General features: G+C 55.9%; 14 protein-coding genes and 1 pseudogene. 12 read left to right on the top strand and 3 right to left on the bottom strand.

The window, feature by feature from the left end; translation table 11 throughout:
• Positions 1-146 precede the first annotated feature (146 nt).
• Entirely contained in the window at positions 147-2,033 is a 1,887-nt protein-coding gene (locus WD823_RS05245) for a SurA N-terminal domain-containing protein (RefSeq protein WP_368428431.1), read from the top strand.
• Positions 2,034-2,041: 8 nt separating this feature from the next.
• Here WD823_RS05245 and WD823_RS05250 read toward each other — a convergent pair whose 3' ends face one another.
• Complete coding sequence (locus WD823_RS05250) at positions 2,042-2,842, bottom strand: enoyl-ACP reductase (protein WP_368428432.1); 801 nt, start codon at positions 2,840-2,842, stop codon at positions 2,042-2,044.
• A 201-nt stretch (positions 2,843-3,043) separates the two neighbouring features.
• On the opposite strand from WD823_RS05250, the gene WD823_RS05255 reads away from it, so the two are divergent.
• The 4 genes from WD823_RS05255 (at position 3,044) to WD823_RS05270 (ending at position 10,404) form a co-directional block, all read left to right on the top strand.
• Positions 3,044-5,221, top strand: coding sequence for an ABC transporter substrate-binding protein (locus tag WD823_RS05255; protein ID WP_368428433.1), 2,178 nt, complete (start codon positions 3,044-3,046; stop codon positions 5,219-5,221).
• Positions 5,218-6,195: an ABC transporter permease gene (locus WD823_RS05260; protein ID WP_368428434.1), complete on the top strand. Its 978-nt coding sequence runs from the start codon at positions 5,218-5,220 to the stop codon at positions 6,193-6,195. The genes WD823_RS05255 and WD823_RS05260 overlap by 4 nt, the downstream gene beginning before the upstream one ends.
• A gap of 5 nt (positions 6,196-6,200) precedes the next feature.
• Positions 6,201-7,601 carry an ABC transporter permease gene (locus WD823_RS05265; RefSeq protein WP_368428435.1) on the top strand — a complete coding sequence of 467 codons (1,401 nt, stop codon included), beginning with the start codon at positions 6,201-6,203 and terminating at the stop codon, positions 7,599-7,601.
• A gap of 715 nt (positions 7,602-8,316) precedes the next feature.
• On the top strand, positions 8,317-10,404 hold the full coding sequence (locus tag WD823_RS05270; RefSeq protein ID WP_368428436.1) for a dipeptide ABC transporter ATP-binding protein: 2,088 nt from the start codon (positions 8,317-8,319) through the stop codon (positions 10,402-10,404).
• Between the two features lie 49 nt (positions 10,405-10,453).
• Here the strand turns inward: WD823_RS05270 and WD823_RS05275 are convergent, their stop codons facing one another.
• Both WD823_RS05275 and gloB read right to left on the bottom strand, forming a co-directional pair.
• Complete coding sequence (locus WD823_RS05275; protein ID WP_368428437.1) at positions 10,454-11,968, bottom strand: transglycosylase SLT domain-containing protein; 1,515 nt, start codon at positions 11,966-11,968, stop codon at positions 10,454-10,456.
• 143 nt (positions 11,969-12,111) lie between these two features.
• Positions 12,112-12,891, bottom strand: coding sequence for a hydroxyacylglutathione hydrolase (gene gloB, locus WD823_RS05280; protein ID WP_368428540.1), 780 nt, complete (start codon positions 12,889-12,891; stop codon positions 12,112-12,114).
• 34 nt (positions 12,892-12,925) lie between these two features.
• Here gloB and WD823_RS05285 point away from each other — a divergent pair, with 34 nt between their 5' ends.
• The 7 genes and pseudogenes from WD823_RS05285 to dnaQ all read left to right on the top strand — a co-directional run bounded on the left by WD823_RS05285 (position 12,926) and on the right by dnaQ (position 16,400).
• Positions 12,926-13,711, top strand: a complete 786-nt coding sequence (locus WD823_RS05285; protein WP_368428438.1) for a class I SAM-dependent methyltransferase — start codon at positions 12,926-12,928, stop codon at positions 13,709-13,711.
• Positions 13,704-14,138 (top strand): ribonuclease HI, encoded by a 435-nt coding sequence (gene rnhA / locus WD823_RS05290; RefSeq protein ID WP_368428439.1) that lies wholly within the window; start codon positions 13,704-13,706, stop codon positions 14,136-14,138. The genes WD823_RS05285 and rnhA overlap by 8 nt, the downstream gene beginning before the upstream one ends.
• A gap of 75 nt (positions 14,139-14,213) precedes the next feature.
• The gene (locus tag WD823_RS05295) at positions 14,214-14,804 is read left to right on the top strand and encodes a hypothetical protein (protein WP_368428440.1); all 591 of its coding nucleotides are present in this window, start codon (positions 14,214-14,216) and stop codon (positions 14,802-14,804) included.
• A gap of 16 nt (positions 14,805-14,820) precedes the next feature.
• Positions 14,821-14,904: pseudogene (locus WD823_RS05300) on the top strand (exonuclease domain-containing protein); the annotation flags it as partial.
• An 87-nt stretch (positions 14,905-14,991) separates the two neighbouring features.
• Entirely contained in the window at positions 14,992-15,300 is a 309-nt protein-coding gene (locus tag WD823_RS05305) for a nucleotidyltransferase family protein (protein ID WP_368428441.1), read from the top strand.
• The gene (locus tag WD823_RS05310) at positions 15,290-15,637 is read left to right on the top strand and encodes a DUF86 domain-containing protein (RefSeq protein WP_368428442.1); all 348 of its coding nucleotides are present in this window, start codon (positions 15,290-15,292) and stop codon (positions 15,635-15,637) included. Before WD823_RS05305 ends, WD823_RS05310 begins: the two co-directional genes overlap by 11 nt.
• Positions 15,638-15,653: 16 nt before the next feature.
• The gene (dnaQ, locus tag WD823_RS05315; RefSeq protein WP_368428443.1) at positions 15,654-16,400 is read left to right on the top strand and encodes a DNA polymerase III subunit epsilon; all 747 of its coding nucleotides are present in this window, start codon (positions 15,654-15,656) and stop codon (positions 16,398-16,400) included.
• Positions 16,401-16,455: the final 55 nt, after the last annotated feature.

The raw sequence follows: 16,455 nt of genomic DNA on the forward strand, positions 1-16,455 counted from the left end.
TACCGGCCTGTCACGCCGGGGGTCGCGGGTTCGAGTCCCGTCCGCTCCGCCACACACATGTGCCGGGCGAGGATAAAAATCTCGCCCGTTGCTAATTACAATACCCGATTCCCGAAATATTTGATGCGCCGCTAAACAGCCACTCGATGCTAACCGCGATCCGTGAAAAAACCCAGGGCATCATCGCCTCGTTCATCGTGATATTGATTGTGATCCCGTTCGCGCTGTGGGGGGTCAACTCTTATTTTGACACCGGCGTAACGATTAACGTGGCAAAAGTCGATGGCATCGAGATAAGCCAGACGACCTACCGCCGTGCGCTGGATCGTCTGCGTGATCGCGTGGATCCCAAGACGCTTGACAGCCCGCAATTCAAGCGGCTGATTGTCGACAGCCTGATTGATCAGGCCTTGCTGGCGAAACAAGCTCAGGATCAGGGATACCGGCTTGGTGACGCGCGACTGGCTGATCTGATTCATACTTTGCCGACTTTCCAGCGTGATGGAAGGTTTGACACGGTGCTGTATGAGGCCACCCTGCGGCGTGAAGGCCTGAACATTCGCGATTTCGAGGCGCGCTTGCGCGACGAAGGACTTGCCGGTCAAATCCAGGCCGGCCTGAGCCAGAGCGCCATCGTTACCGATGCCGATTTGGGGGAGATCGTCCGTCTGCTGATGCAGGAGCGGGAGGTGGCCTATGCCGTGATCAATCCTGATTCACTGATGCCTGCCGCACCGGTCAGTGCGCGGGAGATCGAGCAGTATTATTCCAGTCGTACCGATCTGTTCCAGATTCCCGAAAAGGTCCGCATTGAGTATCTGCTGTTATCGGCAAGCAATCTGAATAAGGAATATCGACCCAGCGATGAAGACATCAAAAGGATTTATACCGAAGAGGCTGCCCGATACGTTACACCTGAAAGGCGTCGTGCCAGCCATATCCTGATTTCTCTGCCTTCCGAGGCGGCGGAAGACATGGCTAGGCAAGCGCTCGCGAAAATCGAGGGTATTGCCAGCCAGGCCCGCGCCAAAGATAACTTTGCATCGCTGGCGAAAAAGTATTCTACGGATAGCGCTACGGCCGCGCAGGAAGGCGATCTGGGCGAAATTCGGCGCGGCGTGCTGCCGAAAGAACTCGAAGACGTTATCTATGCACTAAAACCCGGTGAAATCAGCAAACCCGTGCGCACCTCGTACGGTTACCATTTGGTAAAACTTACGTCCCTGACTCCGGAAAAGCGCAAATCTCTCTCCGAGGTTCGCCAGGAGCTGATCGAGTTTGCGCGAAAACGGAAGGGTGAGGAAAAATTTTTCGAATTTTCGGAGAAATTCCGCAACCTTGTTTACGAACAGCCCGATAGCCTGGCACCGGCCGCCAAGGCGCTGGGACTGGAAATCCAGAAGAGCGACTGGTTCACGCGATCCGGTGGTCCGGGTATTGCGGCTAATCCCAAAGTGGTGCAGGCCGCCTTCGATCCGGATGTGTTGAGCCAGGTTCGCAACAGCGATGCCATTGAAGTCAGCACCGATACGATAGCGGCTGTCCGGGTCCTTGAACGGCAGCCGGCGGGCCGCAAGCCGTTAGCGGATGTACGCGCGCAAATCGAACGAAACCTGAAGCAAGAACGTGGCCATCAAGCCGCACGCCAACTGGCTGATGAATGGTTGCAGGCATTGCGTGCGAATGGATCGCTTGGGGCGTTGGCAAAAAAACATGGATTTAAATATCAGGCGCCGAGAATTATCACCCGACAACAAAGCGCCGGCACCGAGACACGTGTTGCGACCGCCGCCTTTCGCGCACCACGGACTGAAAACGGAAAACCCGTTTACGATTTCGTTGATTTGGGAGACCAAGGCTATGCCGTGATGGCGATCCTGCAAGTGCGCGCACCATCAGGCAAGCCGCCCAGCGCACTGTACGAGCAGGCAAAATCATTGCTTACTGTGCTTCGTGGCGACGAATATTATTCGAATTATCGTGCCGGGTTAAGGCAAAAAGCGAAGATAAAGATTTATTCCGATCAGCTCTAGAAGATGAATTATTCGAGGAGCTTGCCGTAATTGAGTCCGATTGCAACGGTATTGAAACCGGCGTCGACATAGGTAATCTCTCCGGTGACGCCGGAAGCCAGGTCGGAACACAAAAACGCCGCAACATTTCCCACCTCGTCAATGGTCACGCCGCGTCCCAGCGGCGCCATCTTGTCGTTGTAGTCGAGAAGTTTTCTGAAATCAGAAATACCGGCGGCGGCCAGCGTTCGGATGGGGCCGGCGGAAATGGCGTTGATGCGAATTCCTTCAAGACCGAGAGCCTGGGCGAGATAACGCACATTCGCTTCCAGGCTTGCCTTGGCGAGCCCCATGATGTTGTAGTTTGGCACTGAACGCAGCGCGCCGATATACGACAGCGTCAACAAAGCCCCCTGTCGTCCCTGCATCATGGCGCGGCCGGCCTTGGCGAGCGCCGTCAGGCTGTACGAACTGATCTCATGCGCGATGCGGAATCCATCGCGCGTGGTGACATCCACGAAATTCCCGGTGAGTTGTTCGCGCTGCGCAAATGCGACCGAATGAACGATGATATCGAGACCGTCCCAATAATCATCAAGGTGTGAAAACACCGCTTCGATCTGCTCATCGCTTGATACATCGCAGGGTATCAAGATATCGGAATTGGTCTGTGTCGCCAGCTTGGCGACACGTTCCCTTAATTTGTCATTTTGGTAGGTATACGCGATCTCGGCGCCTTCACGATGCATGGCCTTGGCGATGCCCCAGGCGATGGACCTGTCTCCGGCGACGCCCACGATCAATGCCCGCTTGCCTGCGAGAAATCCCATATGATGTTCTCCACCCTTATTGTCAAAAGCCTGGAACTGGAGAAACCTGTTATAACGCAGGCATCCAGCGTAATCAGCCGTTACAGTAGCGAAAATTCGTGTTCGCGGGAAGAGGGGTGAGCGCAAAGAATTTGATATATTGACGACCACACCGGTATCTTCACCGGCGCGAGGACAGTGAGGAGCTTGGATAGAAATTATATGAAACGGCCCGGCGCTTTGCGACAGGTCTTGATAACGGTGTTGATCCTTTTCTCCACTACGGCGATTGCTTCTTGGAACAACCCGTATCCGGAGGAAGATGAAAGGAAGAACATTCTTTACTCCGCTTTCCGAGAACGGCCGAAAACATTCGATCCTGCGCGTGCCTACAGCTCAAACGAGTATCTTTTTATCGCGCAAATCTACGAACCGCCGTTTCAATATCACTATCTCAAACGTCCCTATACGCTCGTTCCACTCACAGCGACCTCCGTTCCCACTCCGGTTTATCTCGATAAAAAGGGGCGGCAACTCCCCCGCAACGCCCCGGTCGCAAAGATTGCCTACAGTGTTTATGAAATCCGGATTCGCCCCGGCATTCTCTATCAACCGCATCCGGCATTCGCGCATGATGCCGACGGCCGGTATCTTTACCATGAACTCAACCCGCAAGATTTTGATCAAACGCGCGCGATAGGCGATTTCCCCCAGACCGGAACGCGCGAGCTGGTCGCCGCCGACTACGTGTACCAGATCAAGCGCCTCGCACATCCCAAGCTGCATTCCCCAATCCTGAGCGTCATGAATGATTACATCGTGGGAATGAAAGATTACGCCGTGACCCTGAAGCAGGCTTACGACAAAATCGCCGCCGGGCGCGATTCAGGCATTTATCTCGATCTTGGAAAATACCCGCTGACCGGCGCGGAAGTCGTAGACCGCTATACTTATCGCGTAAAAATACATGGCAAGTATCCGCAACTGCTGTACTGGATGGCAATGCCGTTTTTCGCCCCGATGGCGCCGGAAGTGGACCGGTTTTTCTCGCAGCCAGGCATGGCGGAGAAGAATCTCACGCTCGACTGGTACCCGGTCGGCAGCGGCGCCTACATGCTCACTGTCAATAATCCCAACCGCCAGATGGTGATGGAGCGCAATCCGAATTACCACGAGGAACCTTATCCAACCGAAGGCGAGCCGGGGGACGGACCGGCCGGTTTGTTGCGGGATGCCGGCCGGCGTTTGCCCTTCATCGACAAGATCGTGTTCAGTCTCGACAAGGAAAGCATTCCGCGCTGGAACAAATTCCTGCAGGGATATTACGACCGGTCCGGCGTTCAACCGGAAGGCTTCGACCAGGCCATCCGATTCACCGGCGAGGGTGACGCCGAGATAAGCGACGCGATGAAGCAAAAGGGTATTCGGCTTCTGACCAGTGTCGCCGCCTCGACCTATTACCTCGGCTTCAACATACTCGACCCGGTTGTCGGCGGCTATACCGAGCGTGCGCGCAAGCTGCGTCGGGCCATTACGATCGCGGTCGATTTCGAGGAACAGATTTCCATCTTCGAAAACGGTCGCGGCATTGCCGCCCAGGGGCCGCTGGCGCCGGGCATTTTCGGTTATCGTGAAGGCCGCGCTGGCATTAATCCTTACGTCTACGACTGGGTGGACGACAAACCGCGGCGCAAGCCGATCGAATTCGCACGTACGCTGCTTGCCGAAGCGGGATATCCGAACGGCGTGGACACCGCGACCGGCAAACCGCTCTCGATCAATTACGAAACACCCGCCACGGGCCCGGAACGCAAGGCTCAGCTCGACTGGATGCTCAAACAATTCAAGAAACTGGGCATTCAGCTGGTGGTGCGCGCCACGGATTACAACCGTTTCCAGGAAAAGATGCGCAAAGGCGATGCGCAAATATTCGACTGGGGCTGGAACGCGGACTATCCGGACCCGGAGAATTTCTTGTTCCTGCTCTATGGGCCGAATAAGAAGGTCGGGAACGGCGGCGAGAACGCCGCGAACTACGACAACTCGGAATTCAACCGTTTGTTCGAGCGGATGAAGAATATGGAGAACTCGCCCGAGCGGCAGGCGATCATCGATCAGATGATTGACATCGCGCGTCGCGATGCACCGTGGATGTGGGGCATGCACCCCAAGCAGTTTTTGCTCGAGCATGCCTGGATGTCCAACGCCAAGCCCCACAACATGGCGAATAATACGCTGAAATACAGCCGTCTCGATCCGGACAAGCGAGCCGAACTGCGCGCGGCCTGGAACCGCCCGGTGATCTGGCCCATGGCCCTGGTGCTGGGGGTGCTGGTGGCAGGTGCCGTGCCGGCGGTGCTCACTTACCGCCGGCGCGAGCGCCAAGCGCAAGGCCGATGATCGCCTATATCATCCGCCGTCTGTTCTATGCCATCCCGATCCTGATCGGGGTGAACCTGCTCACTTTTGCGCTGTTCTTCTTCGTCAACAGTCCGGATGACATGGCGCTTCTGCATTTGGGCGTTAAGCGTGTGACTCCCGAGGCCATCGTCAAATGGAAAGAGGATCACGGCTACGACAAGCCGCGATTCTATAACGCCGGCGCCGCCGGCGCGGAGAAATTCACTGACACGATATTTTTCCAGCACTCGCTGAAATTATTCGTGTTTGATTTCGGCCGCTCCGACCAGGGCCGGGATATCGGTTACGACATCTACCAGCGCATGTGGCCGAGCCTGGCTATCGCCTTGCCGATTTTCCTCGTCGGTATCCTGGTACACGTCACCTTTGCCATGTTGCTGGCATTTTTCCGCGGCACCTATCTCGACACGAGCGGTGTGGTCTTGTGCGTGGTCATGATGTCCATTTCGTCACTTTTCTACGTCATCGGCGGACAGTTTCTCATCAGCATGTTGCTGCAGCTGGTACCCATATCGGGATATGACGTGGGGCTCGAGGCCGTCAAATTTCTGATTCTTCCGGTTATTGTCGGCGTGGTGGGCGGTATCGGCGCCAGCACGCGGCTGTACCGCACGTTTTTTCTTGAGGAAATCAACAAGGATTATGTTCGCACCGCGCGTGCCAAGGGCCTGTCGGAACTGCGCGTGCTGTTCCGCCATGTGCTCAAGAACGCGATGATCCCGATTCTCACCGGCGTGGTCGTGGTCATCCCGCTGCTGTTCACCGGCAGCCTGATTCTCGAATCCTTCTTCGCCATACCCGGCTTGGGCAGTTACACCATCGACGCCATCAATTCACAGGACTTCGCCATCGTGCGTGCCATGGTGTTTCTCGGGTCGGTGCTGTACATCGCGGGCCTGATTCTGACCGACATCACCTACACGCTGGTAGACCCGCGCGTGCGACTGGAATAACGTTTATGCCATTTCAGCCCGAAATTCTGTGGACCGATTTACTGATATTTGTATTGATCGGAACCATCCTGGCGTTCATTGTTTTTACTTTGCGGCATGAGCACCTGCGCGTGCCCTGGCGGCAGGTGGGGCGCCGCCCCATGGCCATGGCGTCGCTGGTCATCCTGATGGCATATGTGGTCATCGGTCTGATGGATTCCATCCATTTCCGGCCATTGCTGGACAGGCAGAATTCGGGTGAAGCGATATTTTCCAATGAGGTGCTGAGCCTGCTGGACAAAGTTGCAATGCCATTGCGGGCACGCACGGAAAAAACTTATTCCGCGCCGTTTGCGATCCAGGCCTACTCCAAGGAAACAGTAGAGTATCCTGACGGACGGCATGCCCGGGAATACCCGCGCTTGCTTCATGGCGGCGCGCATCTGGAGGGGCCCCGCGAGCGCACCGTAGATATCACCCGGCGTGCCGCGACGGCGACACTGGTGGCGGTGGGAGCGTGGCTGCTGCTGGTGACGTGCTTCATGTTCTTTTGGCGTAAACCGCGAGAGCCGTTAACGCAGATTGCACGAAGATTGGTGCACGGTGATGGTTATTTCCCGTGGCGGACCGTACTTGTCACCCTGGGTGTTTTGATTGTCCTGGCGGGGAATGCCGGTTATTTGTCGCTTTACTATCATATTTTCGGTACGGATCAGGTTGGGCAAGATGTGTTTTACAAATCCCTGAAAAGCATCCGCACCGGCCTGGTAATCGGCACGCTCACCACGCTCGTCATGCTCCCGTTTGCCGCGGTGTTCGGCATCATGGCCGGTTATTTCCGCGGCTGGGTGGATGATGTCATCCAATACGTTTACACCACGTTGAGTTCGATTCCCGGCGTGCTCCTGATCGCCGCTGCCATTCTGAGTTTGCAGCTGTATATCGAAACCCATCCCGATTCGTTCACCAGCACCACCGAGCGCGCGGACATCCGATTGCTGTTTCTGTGCCTGATACTCGGTGTCACCAGCTGGACCAGCCTGTGCCGCCTGTTGCGCGGCGAGACGCTCAAGCTGCGTGAAGTGGATTACATTCAGGCCGCTCTGGCACTGGGCTCTAGCCATATTTCCGTCATGGCGCGACATGTGCTGCCCAACGTCATGCACATCATTCTCATTACCGTGGTTCTGGATTTCAGTGGACTGGTGCTGGCCGAAGCAGTGTTGTCGTACGTTGGTGTCGGTGTGGACCCGACCATGAACAGCTGGGGCAACATGATTGTCAGCGCGCGGCTCGAAATGGCGCGCGACCCGCTGGTATGGTGGAGCCTGGTTTCGGCGTTCGTGTTCATGTTCGGGTTGGTACTGTCGGCGAACCTGTTCTCCGATGCGGTGCGCGATGCCTTTGACCCTAGGTTACGGAAGTGAGGTGTTTTATTGATATTTTTGGGTCGAGCGGCCTGCGGCCGCATATTACTTGTGGGTGGCTGACCCACGGCAGGTTACTTTGGACTCGGACCATCCCTGGTCCTCGCCCTTCGGGCAGGCTTCGCCTGTCCAAATTCGATCCTGTCGAATTTGTCTTTGCTTGTGCAAAGACAATTTTGCCGGGAGCAAAATTGGGCGCGCACAGCGCGCCCGCAGGGCCCCCGCCAGGGAACGCGCCGGCCAAAAGTAACCAAAAGAAACACACCCCGGAGCGCGCGACATCCTCCTCCGTTCCTCGCCCCACCGGGCGCTCGACCAACTCGCCGGGCGCTAGGAAACGCGCCTCGGGCTCGAACACGGTCTCGCTTAACTGCTCCCGCTGGGGCTGCGGTACTTGGCGCGCGCTACGGGGAGGGGAGTCACCCACCTCAATCCTTGGCATGGGTGTTTTTTCCACCCCGTATGGCGCGCCCGAGCCTCGCGCCGGGACCGGCGAGAAGCGCAGGGAAGGTGTCGCGCCATTCGTGGGACGTGTTTTCTTTGGTGACTTTCTTTGCACGAGCAAAGAAAGTCACCCAGGGTGCAGGGGCGGAGCCACCCGCAATTACGCTTTTGAATCGTGCGCGGAGCGCACACATAAGATTTCCGTGGGTCAACCACCCACAAGTATGCGCGGGCGAAGCCCGCTCGACCTGCGAAGGCTTGAGGTGACACCATGAGCAAAGAAAAATTGCTCGAGGTCGAAAATCTCAAAACCTGGTTCAACACCCCCGAGGGCACGGTGCGCGCGGTGGACGGCATCGACTTCGTTATTAAACCCGGCGAGACGCTGGCCTTGCTCGGCGAGTCCGGCTGCGGAAAATCCATTTCCGCGCTGTCGCTGCTGCAGCTCGTTCCGCAGCCGGCGGGACGTATCGTAAACGGGAGCGTGTGGTTGGGTGATCAGGATGTGCTGGCCCTCCCCGAGCGTGACATGCGCGCCATCCGCGGAAAGCAACTGGCTATGATTTTCCAGGAACCGCAAACCTCGCTTAACCCGGTGTTGACGGTGGGCGAACAGATCAGCGAAGCCATTCCGGGCGTGGAACGACTCACGCGCAGGCAAAAACGAAATCAAGTCGCCGAACTGCTCAGGGCCGTCGGTATCTCGGATGCCGCGCGGCGTTACGATGAATATCCGTTTCAGCTTTCCGGCGGCATGAAACAGCGCGTGATGATTGCGATGGCACTGGCGACCGAGCCCGACCTGTTGATTGCCGATGAACCCACCACAGCCCTGGATGTCACGATTCAGGCGCAGATTCTGTCCTTGCTCAAGGAGATTCAGAAGAAAACCGGCATGGCGATCCTGCTCATCACCCACGATTTGGGCGTGGTAGCCGAGATGGCCGACAGAATTGCCGTGATGTATGCGGGCCAGATCGTGGAATCTGCCCCGCGCAAACAGTTCTTCGCGGAACCGCAGCACCCCTATACGCGCAAGCTGTTTCGCTCCATCCCCGGGCGAATGCAGCGTGGCGCGGCACTGGATGTCATTACCGGCAGTGTCCCGTCGCTGCGGCAGTCATTCCACGGATGCCGGTTTGCCGATCGGTGCGATCATGCCTGGGATCTCTGCCGCGAGGAAGTCCCTGCGTGGATATTCAAAAGCGGCCGGGGCGTGCTCTGCCATCTTTACGATGAATCCGTAGCGCATCCACCGGGTGCCACGACCCCGCGTAAAACAATCAATAAAAGGCGCACGGCGGCGAAACAGACCGGTGAAACCTTGCTGTCAGTGAAAGACCTGAAGGTGCATTTCCCGATATACCGTGGTGTGTTCCAGAGAGTGGTGGGTCATGTAAAGGCAGTCGATGGGGTATCGCTTGAGATCGCGCGCGGCCGCACGCTGGCACTGGTGGGTGAGTCCGGGTGCGGCAAAACCACAGTCGGCAAGGGAATCCTGCAATTGGTGCGACCCACGGCGGGGCAGGTTGAGTACAACGGCCGGGAGCTGACACGGATGGCAGACAATGAATTGCGCGCGTTGCGCCGGCATTTTCAAATAATATTTCAGGATCCTTACGCTTCTCTCAACCCGCGCATGCTGGTGTGCGAGATTCTGGAGGAAGGGATGCGCGCCCAGGGAATAGGGACGAATTGTGAGGATCGCCAGTTAAAAGTGGCTGAGCTGCTCGAACAAGTTGGATTGCCGCGGGATGCGGGACAACGTTATCCGCATGAGTTTTCAGGCGGTCAGCGCCAGCGCATCAGCATCGCGCGGGCTTTGGCGGTGGAGCCGGACTTGATTATTTGCGATGAACCCACCAGCGCACTGGATGTGTCGGTGCAGGCCCAAGTGTTGAATTTACTGAAGCGATTGCAGGACGATCTGGGATTGAGTTATTTGTTCATCACGCACAATCTCTCCGTCGTGGAATACCTCGCGCATGAAGTGGCCGTCATGTATCTGGGTCGAATCGTGGAACGCGGGCCCGTGGACGAGGTATTGCAAAACCCGAAACATCCCTACACCGAGGCGTTGTTATCGGCTGTACCTGAGATCGATCCGAAAAACCGCCGCGCGATTATCCGGTTGCAGGGCGACATGCCGTCACCGAGTAATCCGCCCGCCGGTTGTCACTTTCATCCGCGTTGCCCGCATGTCATGCCGATTTGCCGCGAGACTTATCCTGAAGTCACGCGCTTCGGGACGGTAAAACGGGTTGTCCGCGCAGGGAGTAACAGAGGCCGTGGAACGGATGGCGTCCACGAAACGCACTGTCACTTGTATTCGGAGGAAAAACCCCGCAAGGGGAAATAATGCGACTAGCCACGTTTCAGCGGCGTGTTCCGTGGCGTTGCTTGTTTGGTTAGCTGTTGGGCGTGGAAAATTCGATCAAGGCGGTTGGGCCGCCGCTGGTCCAGATTTTCAGCTTTTGCCCGAGACGCAGAATATCATTGGCGTGTATCAGGTTCCATTTCGTGAGCTGCTGGACCAGGACGTTGTAACGGCGGGAGATACTCCACAATGTCTCACCGCGGCGCACGCGGTGGATGACGGGTTCTCCAGGCGGGACGTCGCGTACGCCGGAATTGAGATAGGCCGTGCGAATAACTTTTGCATTGCCATTGGCCGGGATCGGGATGAGCAGATCCTGTCCCCGGCGGAGCAAATTACTGCGCAGATTATTGGCAACCCGGAGCGCCTGGACGCTTACACCATACCGCCGTCCGATGTCGTGCAAGGTGTCGCCGCGTTTGACGATATGGTGACGCCATTGAACTCTTTCATCATCCGGCAGGTTGTTCAGGCCTTCGACCAGCGCGTCTTTTTTATCGGCCGGCACCAGCAAATGGTGCGGCCCATTGGGATGGGTAGCCCAACGCGTGTACCCGGGATTGATCTTATGCAAGTCGTCCACCGGCATATCCACGAGCTTGGCCACAACACCGAGATCGACTTGCGAGTCGGTTTCGACACGCGCGAAATAGGGTTCGTTGGGAATATCGGCCAGCTGCACTCCGTATTTGTCCGGGTTCGCGACAATGCTGACCATGGCCATGAGCTTGGGCACGTAGTGCATGGTTTCGCGTTTTAGTTTCAAGTCCTGAAAATCCGTGGGTTTCCCCTTGCGCTCGTTGTATTTGATCATGCGCATGACCTTGCCTTCGCCGGCATTGTACGCCGCCAACGCGAGGTGCCAGTCACCGTCAAAATCGTTATAAAGCTTCTCGAGATAATCGAGTGCCGCCTGTGTCGAGGCCTGCACATCACGCCGGCCGTCGTACCACCAATTGGCCTTCAAGCCGTAGAGCCGTCCGGTTGACGGGATGAATTGCCATAGGCCGGCCGCGCGGGCACGGGAATAGGCGTAGGGCTTATAGGCGCTTTCAATCGCGGGCAATAACGCAATTTCCATCGGCATGCCGCGTTTTTCCACTTCATCGACGATGTAGTAAAGATAGAGCCGCGCACGCTCCATCATGCGCTGCATGTATTCGGGATTGTTGATAAACCACTGTCGCTCGCGCTCGACCAGTGGGCTGTCGAGCGTTGCCATGGAAAAACCCTCACGAATCTTGGCCCAAATGTTGGGATACTCCGGTATTGCCTCCGCAACCGGCGTTTCTGACGGCGCCACAGTTGCTGCGGGCGATTCGTCTGCGGGAAGCACATGTGCTGGAAGTATCGGAGCGGCCTCCGGCGCGGGCGTCGGATCCACGACTTTGGCGACCTCAACAACCGGGTTGTCTTGGGACGTAGCCATGAAAGGCGCAGTTTCCTGCGCCTTTTTGGGAGCTTCGCTGGAAGTTGTCGCACACCCGGCGAGCGCCAGATAAAGGACAACGGACAGGATCTGTTTTTTGCTTTTTTCTTGTTCCATGCGCGTCAAATAGTATGTGGCTAGAATAGCAACGTCAACCGCTTGCAAGGGATATTTTAAGTAAATTCAATATCATGGCGTTTGTCCATACCGCATTACCCCATGTCAGGGTTATTTCGTCGGAAGATGCCATGGATGACCATTCATCCCTTGAAACCATCCTTGCATCGGCGGATCGCGGCAAACACCTCAACCTCGGAATTGAGCGGGTGTCCACAGTGTTTTTCAGCGGCAAGGCGTACGGCAGCCTGGCCTGAACGAAGAAACGGGTTAATGCGCCGCTCCAGGCCGATCGTCGAGGGGAGGGTAGGCAGATTTTCGGCGCGTCGTTGCTGCACCTCCTGGAGGTGCGCGTGCATGTCTGCGTTGTCCGGCTCGACGGCGAGCGCAAAACGCAGATTGGCTTCGGTATATTCATGACCGCAATACATTTCCGTGGATTCCGGCAGGGCGGAAAATTTAGCGAGCGAGACGTGCATTTGTTCCGGGGTGCCTTCAAAGAGTCTTCCGCATCCGGCGGAGAACAGCGTATCTCCGCAAAACACCATACCGGCGCCGAAAAAAGCGATGTGTCCGGCGGTGTGTCCGGGGACGTCGAGCACGTCGAATTCGAGTCCGAGCTTGGGCAGTTTAACGTGATCACCGTGTTTGAGCCGATAGGTGACGGCCGGAATGCGTTCGCGCGCCGGGCCGTATACCGGAAGAAAGGAGTAATGTTTAAGAATATTTTCCACGCCCCCCACGTGATCGGCATGATGGTGGGTGCAGAGAATGGCCACGGGAGTCAAATGCCGCTTGTGTATTTCAGCCAAAACAGGCTCGGCATCGCCGGGATCAACGACGGCGACCTTGTCGGGTGATTGCCCGCGGATTAACCAGATATAGTTGTCCTTGAATGCGCAGGCATGTAAAACTGATGTCATCACCACAGTTTGAAGTGAGGCCGGGAGAAGGTCAATGAAGGAGAACGATACCTGTAGCATGCAGCGTCGGCAACTGTGCGAGTGGTTCGAATCTCCGCTCGGGCGGTCATTGCAGGCGCTGGAGGCGCATCACTTGCGGGCTGTGCTCTCGGGACTCTATGGCACGGTGGTGGCGCAACTTGGGCATATCGGCAAACTCGACCTGATGGATGCCTGCAGTGCCCCGACGCGCATCCTGCTCGATTACAACGGAATAGCCAACCGCTGCACGATACGCAGTTTACCCGAGGCCCTCCCGCTCGATACAAAAAGTGCCGATGTGGTGATGCTCCCGCACACCCTCGATTTCTGCCAGGATCCACATCAAGTCCTGCGCGAGGTAAGCCGGGTGCTGCGCCCCGAGGGGAACGTGGTGATTCTGGGTTTCAACCCGCTTAGTTTTTGGGGATTTCGCCGTTTCATCGCGCGCCGTCCACGAATGGCGCCCTGGTGCGGTAAATTTTTCCGCCTGTCGCGCATCAAGGACTGGCTCGAGCTGCTCGACTTCGACACCACGCACGGAATGATGCTCTATTATCGTCCGCCGGTGCAAAATGAGGGCGTCATGCACCGGCTGCACTTCCTCGACAAAATGGGTGACCGCTGGTGGCCGATGATGGCGGCGGTGTATCTCGTCGTCGCAAAAAAGCGTGTTCTGGGCGTGACGCCATTGCCGGTAAGCTGGAAAACAAAGCGCATCGCCGGCCGGGTCGCGACACAACCCACGGTTCGTGGAATCGTGCTGCCCTTTAATCCCCGGCGTGTGAAACGACTTGGATAAAGTTACGGTCTTCACCGACGGGGCCTGCCGCGGCAACCCCGGCCCCGGGGGTTGGGGCGCGATTCTGCGCAAGGACGATCACGAGAAGGAACTCTACGGCGCCGAGCGCGAAACCACCAACAACCGCATGGAACTCATGGCGGCGATCCAGGCGCTCGAAGCCCTGAAGCGCCCGTGCGATGTCACCATCACGACCGACTCGCAGTATGTGAAAAAAGGCATCACCGAATGGCTGGATAGCTGGAAGCGCCGCGGCTGGAAGACCGCGGACAAGAAGCCAGTGAAAAACCAGGACCTGTGGCAGCGCCTCGAAGAAGCGACGCACAAGCACCGCATTCACTGGAAGTGGATCAAGGGGCACAGCGGACATGAGGAAAACGAGAGGGCAGATCAATTAGCAAACAGAGCGATTGAAGAAATATTATGATTAATGTTACAAAATAAATAACATGGAATTCCCGAATAAATTAAATAAACAACAGAGTGATATCATTAGGATAACATGGCTCGCATTCTCTTAGGCTGCATAATTCTGGTCCTTTATTCTTGTGCCTCTGTAGGTACTATTAATTTTGGAATTAGTGATTCCGGTGTGACGAATTTTGCATTTATTGATGCCCGCCAAGGCGGTTTGGAGACCGCAAAGTTACCTGAAGAAAATAAATCAGTAACTGTTCTTGGAGATAAAAATTTTACACCGCCCGTTCCAGCGATTCTAAAAGCGAGATTACAAGAAAAACTCGGATCTAAGCTTGCCTCAAGAAAAGTAACATTGTCATATCTTCTGATTGAGATACACGAGAGAGAACCAAAGATAGATGAAGCTGCTTACGAATCATCACGAGCAGGGGTCGGTATTGACCCAGTGTCAAATTTGCTAGCAAGGTGGGTGATAAAAGGTATAGAGAGACATAAAAACAACAAAATTGTCATAGTTGAAATGAAAGGATCTGTGGATAATCGAGAATTCCTTGTTCGTGAGAACGGGTATTTCAAGAGAGATGGAGAAACAGAAATAAAAAGAGTAGTACTGTTAACAGTTGATAACGTTGTCTACTCAATCGAAGCTCTTTTGAACGACAAGATTCATTGACCTATGAGTATGTTAAATGCGCCAGATAATACTTGATACGGAAACCACCGGGCTGGAGCCCGTGGAAGGGCACCGGATTATTGAAATCGGCTGCGGAGAGTGTATCAAATGAGCAGGGCGAGAATGTGTTGAGGATTTAACAACCCGTGCGGCTATAATCACGGGCGAAGAACGGAAATTGCATACCATGGGCCAGATTCACATCAATTTTCCTCGCGAGAAGCTTGCCGAGATTTGCCGGCGGTTCTACGTGCTCCGCATGTCTCTGTTTGGTTCTGTTTTGCGCGAGGATTTCAGGCCGGACAGCGATGTGGATGTGCTTGTCGAGTTCGAACCGGGGAAAGAACCGTCGTTTTCCGGGTTGCTTAAACTGCAAGGCGAGCTGTCGGTCTTATTTAATCAGCGGCCGGTTGATGTGGCCACGCCCAGCATTTTGCGTAACCCGTACCGCAGAAAATCCATCCTGAAAGATTTGCAGCCTATCTATGGCGCTTGAAGGCCAGGACGCCGCTTATTTGTGGGATATGCTGGAGGCGGCCAAGGAGGCTGTTGAAATTCTGGGAGCAATGGACGTAAAAACGTTCAAACAGGACAAAATCCGCTGCCGCGCCGTGGAACGTACACTCGAAATAATCGGGGAAGCCGCGCGCCGGGTATCTCCGAAATATCAGGCCCAGCATCCCGAAATTCCATGGCGCGACATGATTGGTCAAAGAAATATCCTGGCCCATGAATACGGGCAGATCGATCATGAACTGTTGTATAAGACTATTCGGGAAGATATTCCGAAACTGATTTCAGCCTTGTCGCAACTCCTTCCATCGACGGATTGATGCTGGATAAAGGAACATGCGCCAGATAATTCTCGATACGGAAACCACCGGTCTGGAGCCTGCCGAAGGCCACCGGATCATTGAAATCGGCTGTGTCGAGCTGATCAATCGGCGGGCGAGCAATAATCGTTACCAGCAATTCATCAATCCGGAACGGGAGATTGATGCGGGGGCGATGGAAGTGCACGGCATCACCAACGAGCAGCTGGCGAGCAAGCCGAAATTTTCCGATATCGCCCGGGATTTCCTCGAATTCATCAAAGGCGCGGAGCTGATTATTCACAACGCGCCGTTCGACATCGGTTTTTTGAATAACGAACTGTTTCAGATGGCGAACGGCGCTAGTCCGCAGCGCATCGAGGATTTCTGCTCGGTGCTGGATACCTTGAAACTCGCGCGCAACATGCACCCGGGCCAGAAGAACGACCTGGATTCGCTGTGCAAGCGCTACAAAGTGGACAACTCTCACCGCACGCTGCACGGCGCGCTGCTCGACGCCGAGATTCTGGCAGACGTTTATCTCGCCATGACCGGAGGGCAGACCGGGCTGTTCGAGGACACGCACAGCCCGCTCAAATCGGCAACTTCCACGGTGACGGCGACGGACATCCGCCGTCTCGATTCCAGACGCCCGAAGTTGCCGGTGATCACGCCTAGCGCCGAAGAGCTTGCCGCACATCAAGACTGGCTCGACGAGCTCGACAAGAAAAGCGGCGGGCAGTGCGTGTGGAAGAAATTCGAGACAAGTCCGCCTGTGAAATAAGTCCCTTTATCGTTTCTGCATGGCGACCTTTTCTGTTTCAAAAAGGGAAGGGGAC

The sequence above is a fragment of the Sulfuricaulis sp. genome (genome assembly GCF_040901545.1).
In the GTDB taxonomy this organism is placed as follows: domain Bacteria; phylum Pseudomonadota; class Gammaproteobacteria; order Acidiferrobacterales; family Sulfurifustaceae; genus Sulfuricaulis.

Coding starts and splice junctions, on each gene's coding strand:
- WD823_RS05245 (WP_368428431.1), top strand. CDS start 147: ATGCTAACCGCGATCCGTGAAAAAACCCAGGGCATCATCGCCTCGTTC.
- WD823_RS05250 (WP_368428432.1), bottom strand. CDS start 2,842: ATGGGATTTCTCGCAGGCAAGCGGGCATTGATCGTGGGCGTCGCCGGA.
- WD823_RS05255 (WP_368428433.1), top strand. CDS start 3,044: ATGAAACGGCCCGGCGCTTTGCGACAGGTCTTGATAACGGTGTTGATC.
- WD823_RS05260 (WP_368428434.1), top strand. CDS start 5,218: ATGATCGCCTATATCATCCGCCGTCTGTTCTATGCCATCCCGATCCTG.
- WD823_RS05265 (WP_368428435.1), top strand. CDS start 6,201: ATGCCATTTCAGCCCGAAATTCTGTGGACCGATTTACTGATATTTGTA.
- WD823_RS05270 (WP_368428436.1), top strand. CDS start 8,317: ATGAGCAAAGAAAAATTGCTCGAGGTCGAAAATCTCAAAACCTGGTTC.
- WD823_RS05275 (WP_368428437.1), bottom strand. CDS start 11,968: ATGGAACAAGAAAAAAGCAAAAAACAGATCCTGTCCGTTGTCCTTTAT.
- gloB (WP_368428540.1), bottom strand. CDS start 12,891: ATGACATCAGTTTTACATGCCTGCGCATTCAAGGACAACTATATCTGG.
- WD823_RS05285 (WP_368428438.1), top strand. CDS start 12,926: ATGAAGGAGAACGATACCTGTAGCATGCAGCGTCGGCAACTGTGCGAG.
- WD823_RS05295 (WP_368428440.1), top strand. CDS start 14,214: ATGGCTCGCATTCTCTTAGGCTGCATAATTCTGGTCCTTTATTCTTGT.
- WD823_RS05305 (WP_368428441.1), top strand. CDS start 14,992: ATGGGCCAGATTCACATCAATTTTCCTCGCGAGAAGCTTGCCGAGATT.
- WD823_RS05310 (WP_368428442.1), top strand. CDS start 15,290: ATGGCGCTTGAAGGCCAGGACGCCGCTTATTTGTGGGATATGCTGGAG.
- dnaQ (WP_368428443.1), top strand. CDS start 15,654: ATGCGCCAGATAATTCTCGATACGGAAACCACCGGTCTGGAGCCTGCC.